Annotated in this window: 11 protein-coding genes; 5 read left to right on the forward strand and 6 right to left on the reverse strand. The window is 58.0% G+C overall.

Going from position 1 to position 11,728, the window contains the following annotated elements; all coding sequences use genetic code 11:
* The 3 genes from DOU50_RS03135 to DOU50_RS03145 all read left to right on the forward strand — a co-directional run.
* Window positions 1-1,046: intermembrane phospholipid transport protein YdbH family protein (locus DOU50_RS03135; protein WP_194266119.1), on the forward strand; the 1,046-nt coding region annotated here is incomplete at its 5' end.
* On the forward strand, window positions 1,043-1,234 hold the full coding sequence (locus DOU50_RS03140; protein WP_014169918.1) for a YnbE family lipoprotein: 192 nt from the start codon (window positions 1,043-1,045) through the stop codon (window positions 1,232-1,234). The genes DOU50_RS03135 and DOU50_RS03140, both read left to right, overlap by 4 nt.
* A gap of 7 nt (window positions 1,235-1,241) precedes the next feature.
* Window positions 1,242-1,559 (forward strand): YdbL family protein, encoded by a 318-nt coding sequence (locus DOU50_RS03145; RefSeq protein ID WP_024909488.1) that lies wholly within the window; start codon window positions 1,242-1,244, stop codon window positions 1,557-1,559.
* Here DOU50_RS03145 and feaR read toward each other — a convergent pair whose 3' ends face one another.
* Window positions 1,560-2,468: a transcriptional regulator FeaR gene (gene feaR, locus DOU50_RS03150; protein ID WP_048989522.1), complete on the reverse strand. Its 909-nt coding sequence runs from the start codon at window positions 2,466-2,468 to the stop codon at window positions 1,560-1,562. It abuts the gene before it with no gap.
* Window positions 2,469-2,709: 241 nt separating this feature from the next.
* Between feaR and DOU50_RS03155 the strand changes: the two genes are divergently transcribed.
* Window positions 2,710-4,209, forward strand: coding sequence for an aldehyde dehydrogenase family protein (locus DOU50_RS03155; RefSeq protein ID WP_024909486.1), 1,500 nt, complete (start codon window positions 2,710-2,712; stop codon window positions 4,207-4,209).
* Window positions 4,210-4,259: 50 nt separating this feature from the next.
* Here DOU50_RS03155 and DOU50_RS03160 read toward each other — a convergent pair whose 3' ends face one another.
* Window positions 4,260-4,874, reverse strand: a complete 615-nt coding sequence (locus DOU50_RS03160; RefSeq protein WP_148768789.1) for an FMN-dependent NADH-azoreductase — start codon at window positions 4,872-4,874, stop codon at window positions 4,260-4,262.
* Window positions 4,871-5,635 carry an alpha/beta fold hydrolase gene (locus DOU50_RS03165; protein WP_148768790.1) on the reverse strand — a complete coding sequence of 255 codons (765 nt, stop codon included), beginning with the start codon at window positions 5,633-5,635 and terminating at the stop codon, window positions 4,871-4,873. The genes DOU50_RS03160 and DOU50_RS03165 overlap by 4 nt, the downstream gene beginning before the upstream one ends.
* Before the next feature lie 121 nt (window positions 5,636-5,756).
* On the opposite strand from DOU50_RS03165, the gene DOU50_RS03170 reads away from it, so the two are divergent.
* Window positions 5,757-6,743: a GlxA family transcriptional regulator gene (locus DOU50_RS03170; RefSeq protein ID WP_148768791.1), complete on the forward strand. Its 987-nt coding sequence runs from the start codon at window positions 5,757-5,759 to the stop codon at window positions 6,741-6,743.
* Between the two features lie 9 nt (window positions 6,744-6,752).
* Here the strand turns inward: DOU50_RS03170 and DOU50_RS03175 are convergent, their stop codons facing one another.
* The 3 genes from DOU50_RS03175 to DOU50_RS03185 form a co-directional block, all read right to left on the reverse strand.
* Complete coding sequence (locus DOU50_RS03175) at window positions 6,753-7,859, reverse strand: GGDEF domain-containing protein (protein ID WP_148768792.1); 1,107 nt, start codon at window positions 7,857-7,859, stop codon at window positions 6,753-6,755.
* A gap of 118 nt (window positions 7,860-7,977) precedes the next feature.
* Window positions 7,978-10,251, reverse strand: coding sequence for a primary-amine oxidase (gene tynA, locus DOU50_RS03180; protein ID WP_148768793.1), 2,274 nt, complete (start codon window positions 10,249-10,251; stop codon window positions 7,978-7,980).
* A 621-nt stretch (window positions 10,252-10,872) separates the two neighbouring features.
* A partial coding sequence (locus DOU50_RS03185; protein WP_265589611.1) for a MaoC/PaaZ C-terminal domain-containing protein occupies window positions 10,873-11,728 on the reverse strand: 856 nt, incomplete at its 5' end.

Below are 11,728 nucleotides of genomic sequence, written 5' to 3' on the forward strand. Positions count from 1 at the left end.
TCGACGGCACCGACCCGACATTTTTTCAGTTTAAGGGCGACCTCCATGCGGACAAAATCGGTCCGGTACAGGTGAACGGTCGTTGGGATGGCGTGCGCCTTCGCGGGCAGGCCTGGTGGCCGAAACAGTCCCTCACCGTATTCCAGCCTTTGATCCCGCCGGACTGGAAAATGACGCTGCGCGACGGGGAGCTTTATGCGCAGGTCGCCTTCTCGGCGGCGGCCGATCAGGGCTTTGAAGCGGGCGGGCACGGCGTGCTGAAATCCGGTAGCGCCTGGATGCCGGATAACCAGATTAACGGCGTCGACTTTGTGCTGCCGTTCCGCTTCAGCGAGGGAACCTGGTCCCTCGGCACGCGCGGTCCGGTCACGTTGCGCATCGGCGAAGTGGAAAACCTGGTGACCGCGCGCAACATTACCGCGGATTTACAGGGCGATTATCCCTGGACGGAGGACAGTCCGCTGCTGCTCACCAACGTGAAGGTGGAAACCCTCGGCGGGAAGATCACCATGCAGCAGCTGCGGATGCCGCAGCACGATCCGGCCCTGCTGCGGGTGGACAATATCTCTTCGAGCGAGCTGATTAGCGCCGTCAATCCGAAGCAGTTTGCTATGTCAGGGCCGGTGAGCGGGGCGCTGCCGTTCTGGCTGGACAACGAAAAATGGATCATTAAAGATGGCTGGCTGACCAACCCGGGGCCTATGACGCTGCGCATCGACAAAGATACGGCCGACGCCATCGTGAAAGATAATATGGTTGCGGGTGCCGCGATTAACTGGCTCCGCTATATGGAAATTTCGCGTTCGTGGACGAGAATCAATTTAGATAACCTGGGTGAATTAACCATGCAGGCGACCATCAAGGGGACCAGCCGGGTCGATGGCAAAAGCAGCTCCGTCAACCTGAACTATACCCACGACGAGAATGTCTTTACCCTCTGGCGCAGCCTGCGTTTTGGGGACAACCTGCAAACCTGGTTTGAGCAACATGCGGCGATACCTGCTCCCCGCAGTTCGACTGGCAAGGAAAGTGAGGAACAACAATGAAAAAGATGGCTGGTGTGCTCACCGTTGCCGTTGCCGCGCTACTGACCGGCTGTACGCCGCGAATTGAAGTCGCTGCGCCAAAGGAGCCGATTACCATCAATATGAATGTCAAAATCGAACATGAGATCCACATCAAGGTCGATAAAGACGTTGAAACCCTGCTGAAGTCGCGCAGCGATCTGTTCTGAGGACACCATGAAACGAGTAGCTCTGATTTTGCTGGCGCTGGGGATGAACGTGCAGGCAGCTGCGCTGACCTTAAACGATGCCCGGGCCCAGGGGCGCGTGGGGGAAACCCTCAGCGGTTATCTTGCCCCGGTTCAACAGGACGCGGAAACGCTGGCGCTGGTTAATCGCATCAACGCGGCGCGCACGGAAAACTACCAGAAGCTGGCTGACAGCAATAATTTGCCGGTCGATGAAGTGGCCAAAATGGCAGGGCAGAAACTGGTTGCCCGCGCGCAGCCGGGCGAATACGTGAAGGGCATTAACGGAAAATGGCTCAAAAAGTAGCTAGCGGTAGCGCCTGCGGTATTCACCCGGCGAGACGCCAAAACGCTGCTTAAACGCCGTTGAAAAATGGCTATGGTCGGTGAACCCCCAGCTGTAGCCAATGCCCGCCAGCTTTTCATCATCACCGGCAGCGCGCAGTACCTGCGCGCAGAGATCCAGACGACGGTTTTTGATGTACTGCGCCACCACCAGCCCTTTCTCGGCAAACATGCGGTAGAGGCTGCGCACGGACATACCGCTCTCGGCGGCAATCCATTCCGGGCGCAGCGATTCAGACTGAATATGGTCGTCAATCAGCGCCACCACATGCTGGAACTGGCGCTCCTTGCGCGGCTGAATGATTTCACGCTGCTGGAAAGCGGGACGAAGCAGACAGATCATCGCCTCGAGCGCCGCTTCACTTTCGCGGTCACTCAGGTCGGGATTGCTCATGCTCTCCATCAGCAGGCGATGGCTCAGTTGTACCGTGGGCAAGGTGCGCGAAAGGGCGGTCGCGCAGCTTATCTCCTGGAAACGACACTGCTGCTCAATTATCTGACGGGGAACCAGCAGCGAAATCTGGCGGGACTTTTCCCGCCAGTTGATCGAGCAGGGACGCGACGCGTCAATCAGCGTGATATCACCGGTCCTGAGTAGCGCGCGACGGTCATCCTGTTCAATTTCCGCGCTGCCTTCTAGCTGGAACACGGTATAGAACCAGGCATCGTTACTCTGCGTGATCTCCTGACGGGAGCGGAACAGATTAACGCCGCCTGCGGTCACGGTACTGAGCTTCAGGCTGCGCGCATAGCTGGTCTCCAGCTCGCCGTAGAATTTTCCCTCGGTGGGCTGCGCGTTAAAACGCCCGCAAACCTGGTTAATTTGCGCCAGCCACTGCTGATACTGTTCCTGCTCGCTTGCACACGCCATCGTTTCTCTCACTGCACCGTCAACGTTTTCGCATTGTTACATTTGTGTTGCATTTTGTCAGAGCTATGAGGCTGACTATAGGAAAGAACACTCACCGGTAACAGCGATATAAGCGGCAATTATCGCGATTTGCGGAGCCTGTCACAGGTGGCAAAGCGAATGTCACAGAGACAAAAGCGAGAATGCAAAACCCCACTTAGACTGGATGGACACCCTGCGAAGAATAACGAAGGAGTATCCTATGTCTGAATCACAGGTGGCCATTCAGCCTGCCGTACAACAATTTTTAGACCGACAGCATGGCCTGTGGATTGAAGGGCGTCAGGCCGCGTCGGACAGTGAAAAGCGGCTGAACGTCTACAACCCGGCCACGGGCGAAGTCATTGCCTCGACTGCCGATGCCAGCGTCGACGACGTTGACCGTGCCGTCATGTCCGGCTGGCGCGCGTTTGTCGCCCGCAGCTGGGCCGGAAAACTCCCTGCGGAGCGCGAGCGGATCCTGCTCCATTTCGCCGATCTGGTGGAACAGCACAGCGAAGAGCTGGCCCAGCTTGAAACGCTGGAGCAGGGGAAATCTATTAACATTTCCCGCATGTTTGAAGTCAGCTGCACCCTGAACTGGATGCGCTATACCGCCGGGCTGACCACCAAAATTACGGGTAAGACCCTCGACCTTTCCATCCCGCTGCCGCAGGGCGCCCGCTATCAGGCGTGGACGCGTAAAGAGCCGGTTGGCGTGGTGGCCGGAATTGTGCCCTGGAACTTCCCGCTGATGATCGGGATGTGGAAAGTGATGCCTGCGCTGGCCGCGGGCTGCTCTATTGTCATCAAGCCGTCAGAAACCACGCCGCTGACCATGCTGCGCGTAGCGGAACTGGCCAGCGAAGCGGGCATCCCGGACGGGGTGTTCAACGTGGTGACCGGGAGCGGCGCGGTGTGTGGCGCAGCGCTGACCTCGCATCCGCATATTGCAAAGGTGAGCTTCACCGGCTCAACGGCGACGGGTAAGCAAATTGCCCGTGCGGCGGCGGACACGCTAACCGGCGTGACCCTGGAGCTGGGCGGGAAAAACCCGGCTATTGTACTGAAAGACGCCGACCCGGCGTGGGTGATCGAAGGCCTGATGACCGGCAGCTTCCTGAACCAGGGGCAGGTGTGCGCGGCGAGCTCGCGCATCTATATTGAAGCGCCGCTGTTTGACACGCTGGTCAGCGGGTTTGAGCAGGCGGTGAAATCCCTGAGCGTCGGGCCGGGCATGTCGCCGGAGGCGTTTATCAACCCGCTGGTGTCGCGCGCCCACTGTGACAAGGTGCAGACCTTCCTTGATGAGGCGAAGTCGCGCAATGCGGAGCTGATCGTCGGTAACCGGGGGCCGGAAGGCAAAGGCTATTACGTTGCGCCTACGCTGGTGGTGAACCCGGATGCCTCGCTGCGCCTGACCCGCGAAGAGGTGTTTGGCCCGGTGGTCAACGTGGTGCGCGTCGCCGACGGTGAAGAGGCGCTTCAGCTGGCAAACGACAGCGACTATGGCCTGACGGCCAGCGTCTGGACGCAAAATATCAGCAAGGCGCTGGAGTATACCGACCGGCTGCAGGCGGGCACCGTCTGGGTAAACAGCCATACGCTGATCGACGCCAACCTGCCGTTCGGCGGCATGAAACAGTCCGGTACCGGGCGTGACTTTGGTCCGGACTGGCTGGACGGCTGGTGTGAAACCAAGTCGGTGTGCGTGCGGTATTAAAAACATTGCCGGGTAACGCTGCGGTTACCCGGCAGGCTTTAACCCGGCGGCTATTTCAATGCTGCGGCAATGACCGATGGAATAGCGTCAAACGCCTGCGCAACGCCTTTAGTCCTGACTTCTTCACTGCGCGTAGCCCCTTCAGCACGGACAAATTCCACTCTGTCGATACCCAGAAAACCAAAAAATTTCTGCAGGTATCGCTCCTGAAAATCCATGTCTTCGATTGGCGTACCGTGATATATCCCGCCGCGGGTTGAAACGACAATAACCCTCTTGCCGGTCGCATGCCCCACCGGGCCCGTCGGGGTATAGCTAAAGGTTTTTCCCGGCTGGGCGAGTCGTTCTAACCAGGCTTTAAGCTGAGTTGAGACGGAGAAGTTATACATAGGCGCACCTATCACGATGAGGTCGCTATTGAGAAATTCGTTCACAAGTTCCCCGGACAGCGCGTGTTCGCGGACATCTTCAGCCGTCGCATCGGTGGCTATCCGCAGCGGCCGGAACCCAGCAGCAACGGTGCCGGTGAGATGGGCGATGGGGGTTTTAACGACGTCGCGATAGACCACCTTCTCTGACGCGATCTGGCGAACCACCTCTGCCGTCAGCTGACGTGAAAGTGAGAACTCGCCGTTAATGCTTGAATCTATATGCAGGATATTCATTTCTCTGTTTCCTTTGCGTCGGTTTGAGTTGCTTGTTCGATAAACTGACTCACGGCGTCCGGGTGGGAAATCATCGACATATGGCTGCTCTTAATACGCATGACGGTGGCGTTCATGGTGCCGGCGAGCTGCTGCTGGATACCGGGAGAGAGGGCGCGATCCTCTTCGGTTATCAGATACCATGAGGGTTTTTCACGCCATGCTGCATGTTCTACCTTCTCGCTGAAGGCGCTTGCCGCGATAGGCTGCTGCATTGCGGTCAGCAGTTTTACGCGTTTGAGGGGCAGATCGTTGGCCATCGTGCGCTGATAGGCAGCAGGATCGTCCAGCCAGATTAACCCTTTTTTATCCGGGCGCATGTCGGCCATCGGGGCGTTGAGGCGGGTAAGAAGAGAGGTAACCGATTCACCGCTGTCGGGGGCAAGGGCGGAGAGAAAAACCAGTTTTTTCACCTTCGGGTTATTGCCTGCCTGAGCGATGACCGCGCCGGCCCAGGAGTGGCCAACAAGCACTACGTCCCCTTGCTGACGGTTGATGACACGCTCTGTGGCGGCGACGTCCTCTTCAAGCGAAGTCAGAGGGTTTTGCACTGCCGTGACGTGGTAGCCCCGGGTCTGCAAACGGCCTATCACTTCCTGCCAGACGGAACCATCGGTAAAGGCACCATGCACGAGGATGATGTTATTAATCCGCGCCTGCACAGACTGCGATGCAGCCATGCAAAGCAAAGAAAGAAGAACGGGCAAGCGTGTCGGTTTCATAAGCGTGACGTAATTTCCTGAGAGACGTTGAAGCACAGTGTAACGAGAGGGACAAAGAGGCTTGTAGTGTCTGAAATGACTGTTAACATACGAAATCAGACATTTTACTCAGGCCTGAATCATGAGAATTGCCATTTTAGCGTTACCCGGAAGCATGAAATCCGCCGTGGCTGGGCTCTGCGACATGTTCTGGCTGGCTAACGAGGTGATTGCCCAGCAGCCGGACGGCGAGGGCATTTCGCCTTTTGAGGCGGTCATCATCACGGCGGAAGGAAAGCCGGTCCCGGACGCGCAGGGGCGGCCGATCGAGGCCGAAGCGAGCTTTGTTACCGGAGGAACCTTCGATCTCGTGACTGCCTGCGGGATGAAGCTTGACGAGCAGAAACGCCCGGTCTCGTCAGCGGCCGTCCTCGAGGCTGGCGCATGGCTGCGCGGCCAGTATGATAAAGGCGCGATGCTTGCGGGAGCCTGTGCCGGTGGGTTGGTTCTCGCCGAGGCAGGGATCCTCAATGGCCGGGCATGCACGACGACCTGGTGGCTTTACCATACTTTCCGCCAGCGTTATCCGCTGAGCAAACCTGTCTGGGGTAAAGCGCTGGTGCAGGATGCACGGGTTATCACATCCGGTGGCCCGCTCTCGTGGGTTGACCTGGCGCTGCATATCATCCGTCTGCACGCGGGGCTGAAGCTGGCGCGTCTGACGGCCGATATGGCCGTGGCTGACAGCCAGCCGTTGTCTCAGCAGGTTTACGCGCCAGCTGGTTTTTTAAATTCAGTCCATCCGATGATAATGAAAGCGGAACATATCGTCCGGTATGAAAATCCGGCGATTACCGTAGAACAGCTTGCCCGGGCGCTGAATATGACCACTCGTACCCTTCACCGAAAAATGGCGGAGGAGATGAATGAAAGCCCTAAAAACTTTTTGACGCGCATGCGCATTGAAAAGGCAATGCGTCTCCTGGAGCAACCGGGGTACGTAATAGCGCAGATTGCCGGCGCTTGCGGTTACGCTGACGACACGGCATTCAGGCGTGCATTCACGGGGGTGACGGGGATGTCGCCCGGTCAATACCGCAAATGGATCGCCGAGCGTCATGCGGAATAGCCGCCGTTCTCACCGGCATACTCGATCCCGCCCGGCCTCCTTCGCCCGATACAGCGCCGCATCGGCGCGGGCGATGATCTCGGTGCCCGCTAACCCTTCCACCATGCTCGCAATCCCCATGCTCACGGTGACATGGTCGCTAACGGTTGACGCGCTGTGTGGTATGGCTTCCGCGCGCAGGCCGTCCTGAATGCGTAAGGCCACCTTTTCCGCGATGTTTTCCGGGCAATTGAAGAGGATGACCACGAACTCCTCGCCGCCGTAGCGCGACACCACATCGTCAGGTGTGCGCACCGACTGCTTCAGCACCCGCGCCACGCGGGTCAGACAGTCGTCGCCTGCCTGGTGCCCGTACGTGTCGTTGTAGAGCTTGAAATAGTCGATATCCAGCATAATCACCGAGAAGGTTTTCTTCTGCTCAACCGCGTTCTCCAGCACCACCTCCATTTTCCGGCGATTGGCGGTTTTTGTTAAAGGATCCTGATGTGCCAGCGCATCCAGTCGCGAAATCAGCAGCTGATTCTGCTGGTTACGGCGCCAGGCCTCGTCAAACCAGCTCAACAGGATAAAACGTCCGCAAATCAGGATCAGCGAAAACACGCTCCAGATGACGACGAAATGAAGGTTGAGACCATCATTCAGTATCCAGCTTGCTATCGGCAGGGTGATCCAGAGCGGGAGCACAAAGGCGAGCAGCCCCTCGGGGTAAAAATAGAGCGCCGTTAAGCCGGCGAGTAATAAAATGACGCACAGCGGCCAGACGTGAGGCAGCAGCAGCTGGGTGATAAACCAGAAGCAGGAGACCGACCAGATGGCGCTACAGATAAACAACACCACGCTAATACCGGCGATACGCCGCCAGGCCATCAGGATCAGCGCTGCTGAGAGGATGATAATGCCGAGCATGGAGGCATCGACCATTCTCGTCAGCTGCGGCGAGTGGGGATAAAGGGGATCGCTGGCGTTAAGCAGAACGTGTCGCAGCAGGATCATCAGCGCGAAGCTGATATTGACGAAGGCCAGCCACGGCAGGTTCATCGCCAGCCCGTGCATGACCATGGCATGGCGTGTCGGCCAGGTTGCCCGTTCAAGTGTCGGTTTTTTTCTTTTTTCCATAAAGCCCTTTCCCGTCCGGGGGATAAATCATGCAGGTGAGATATCAGTAACTATAAGCAAGCCAGGGCGATCCTCAAACGCCAGGGCAAAAAAAACCGGGCATTTGCCCGGCGGATGGTTATTTATCGTCTTTTTTCTTTCCGAGCGTTGGTGTCTCGTCGAAGAAGTTCCACGGTTTAAGCAGGGTATGCACCCATTCCGTCGGCATGATCGGCCACTCCTCCGCGCGGGCCACGTGGGTGGTGCCGGTGGTCATCCAGACCACGTCATCCTGATCGTTGAGCGACTCGTTATCTTTGCTGTACTGACCCAGCCCGGTGTCGTGCACGGAGCGGTTCGGGAATTTTCCTTCCGGGTAAAGTTCATCCGGGTGGTAACGGGTCACCCACAGCTGTTTGTCCATAAAGCTCAGGCGATGGTAGATCCACTCGTCCGGGGCAAATTTCGCGCCGGTCGCCACCGGGTGTGTACCGCCCGCGTAAGGGATAATCTGGTACGAGACCGGGTTGCCCATGCGGTTCTCTTTACGGGTGTTGCTCAGCAGGCGAATCGTGCCCGGGTCGAACTTCTGCGCCGCCTGCTGCTCGGTATCAATATCGTACTGATTGATCTGCATGGTGCTGGTGCGCGGGCCACCGGCGGTATTCGGCTTCACTTCCGGATCCATGGCCACCAGCTTGTTGTTGATGCCGTCCACGTCCATATCGAGACGGAAGTTGTAGATGTGCTGGTGCGTAGTACCCACGATGTTATGGTCGATCAGCGTGCCGTATTTTGTGTCGTCTTTGGCTGTGGCGTCGTGCATGGTTTTCGCCTGTACGCCTTTCACCGCTTCGATACCCGTCGCGCCGGCGTCAATGCCGATGGTGCCATTTTCATGGAACACCCAGTCGAAGATGTAATCGTAATTGCCCACGGTACTCACCCAGCGCACCACCAGTTCGCGGCGCTCGGTGCTGACGTTCGGCTGGCCCATCTCCTGGTGCTTGTATTCCGGCCCCGCGTAGCGTTCGAAAATGGCGATCGCGCGCGGGATTTCCATCGGCGCGCCGGTGTAATCCGGGATGGTTTCATTGAGCATCACGGCGTTGGACGGCACGTCTTTGCCGCGCACCAGCGGTGAGGTCAGGGTACCCATACCGTAGTCGCCGGAGTCGAGATAGGCTTTAAAGTACCAGCCAACGTCCGGATCGCCGTAAGGGACGATCATGCCGCCGAGCGACCCCTGATACATAATCTGGCGTTTTTTGCCGTTGTCGTTATAGGTGACGGTTGAAATCATCGGGCCGACGCGGGAGTCCAGGCTCAGGTGGAAGTCCCAGTTCTGCCAGTGCACCATATCGCCGGTGATGGTGTAGTTCTTGCCTTCCGGTTCAATGATGTCGAGCGGTTTTTTAGGCGTCTCTATACGGTCGCGGCCATCGTAGGGGCGCGGCGTCATCGGAACCGGAACAACGGCGCCTTCCTCAATCTTCTGGATTTTCTTCTGCTCAAGATCGACCACGGCCACCAGGTTTTCAATCGGGTGCGCCCAGTAGTTGCCGTCGCCAACGTCCAGATAGCTCACCACCTTCAGCAGGCGATCTTCCTGCTTAAGGCCGTCTTTACCGTCGAAATAGCCGACGGTCAGCGGCGTGGTAATCACTTTTTTCGGGTCGGTGATGCCGTGTTTTTTAAGCACCTCGGCAAACTCCGTGCTGTCGTTGATGATTTGCTGAACCGCGGTGAAATCATCCAGCAGCACCATGCCGTGCGCGTCTTTCACCGGCTCCCAGCGCAGGATTTTTTTATCCTTCAAATCCACCACGCTTTCGATAACGTGCTTTCCGTCGAGCATCACGATCTTCGCCTGACGCGGGGCATCCACCGCCGTGCCGTTAAGCACAAAGTCCCACACTTTGGCTTTCTCTGGCTCAGCAAGGGCAATCTGGGTAAAGCGGGTATTCGGTTTAAAATCCGCCGAGGCTTTCACAATCTCAACGGCTTGCTTAATTTCGTCCGCCGTCAGCGCGTTTAACGGGTGAGGGCGTTTCTCAACCTGGAAGGTCTGATCGAGGCCTGACTGGAAAACATCGTTGATAAAGGTATCGGAAATAAAGGCTTTCTTGCCTTTCATTACCACCGGCACCTCGAGCTTGAGGGTTTTACCGTTGACGATGGCGGTTTTAGCGCCCGGTTTGACCTTCACAAAGGCGCCGTCTTTTGCAATGGTGAACATCTGTGCGTAATCATCCCACTGAACGTCGGCGCCAAAGTCCTGCAGCGTTTTGTCCATCGGGACCATATGCGCCTCACTGCCGTGGGCGAAAACAGGGGATTGCCAGGCGCAACACAGCGCAACGGCCATAGCCAGCGCCGTTCTACGGGCAGAAAAAGAAGAATTGCTTCCCATCGTAGACCTCATCTTGTTGTGTTTATTGTGTTGTGACAGCCTTATCCTGACAGGCGCCTGAGAAAAGCGTTTGTCTGCATCTGCCAGATTATTTGTCAGCCTTGCCAGGTTAAAAAAAGAGCGGGGGTAAATCACATGCCGGGCCATTTCCCCTCCCCATTGAGGCTGAGGGAACCCCACAAATGATGTCAGCACAGACGGCCCCCTCTCCCTTGAGGGAGAGGGCTGGGGTGAGGGGGAACATACGGCACTGGTGGTCATTCCGTTCACTTTATGTTCCTTGCTACTCTGTAACGACATGGCCTGTGAACGTGCCAGGGTGGCTCAGTCGCCACCACCCTGGCGACCCGGGCTCCCGGCGGTAAATCGCCGCTGCGCGGTACCTTCGGCTTATTCCTTCCGGCTTATCGGGTACGGGCGGAGGTAACATCCCTGTAAAGCCCGCCCTCTCGGCGCATCCCTGCGCCTCGCCCCGGCCGGAAGGCAAACGCCTCAGCGATTTACAGCCGGACCAGGGCATCGCTGAAGGCCCTCAGCCATTCTAAAAGCAGCGTTATTGCTTCTGCTTGCACATTACTTGAGAGCGCTCAGCCATTGTGGAGAGGATGAGGAGCAGGGAACTTAGCTGAAATCACCCTGCTGGCGCGCCACCAGTGTCAGAATGGAGTAGAGCGCCACGGCCTGCTGGTGCTGGTTGAAGATCTCAACCGCCCACTCCACCACGCCCGTCGGTTTTTCCTCCGCGGTACGCTGTTTCTTCAGCGTTTTACGTTTGCAGGTCAGACGCACCTGAATGGTATCGCCCGGTTTAACCGGCTCGATAAAGCGCAGGTTTTCCATGCCGTAGTTGGCAATCACCGGCCCGACGCCCGCATCAACGAACAGTCCCGCCGCGGCGGAAATCAGGAAGTAGCCGTGCACCACGCGCTCGCCAAAGATCGACTCTGCCGCGCCGATCTTGTCCATATGGGCGTAGAAGTGGTCGCCGCTCAGGCAGGCAAAGTTCACGATGTCCGCTTCCGTCAGGGTGCGACGCGGCGTCAGCAGGCTGTCGCCCGGCTGCAGTTCCTCAAAGTATTTGCGGAACGGATGCACGCGATCTTCCTGCACCGTTGCGCCACGCACCCACTGTTTGCCGATGGCGGCCAGCATGGTCGGACTGCCCTGAATCGCGGTGCGCTGCAGGTAGTGCTTCACCGCGCGCAGACCGCCCAGCTCTTCGCCACCGCCCGCGCGGCCCGGGCCGCCGTGCACCAGCTGAGGCAGCGGGGAGCCGTGGCCGGTGGACTCTTTCGAGGCTTCCTCGTTGAGGATCTGAATACGCCCGTGGGCGCGCGCCGCGCCGAGAATAAACTGGCGGGCAGTGTCCTGGTCAGCGGTGACCAGCGTGCCCGCCAGGCTGCCGCCGCCCGCGCGGGCAAGCTGCATCGCGTGGCGGGCGTTGCGATACGGCATCAGCGTCGCAACCGGGCCAAAA

Origin of the sequence: Enterobacter sp. C6 (assembly GCF_008122455.1) — a bacterium.
GTDB lineage: Bacteria > Pseudomonadota > Gammaproteobacteria > Enterobacterales > Enterobacteriaceae > Enterobacter > Enterobacter pseudoroggenkampii.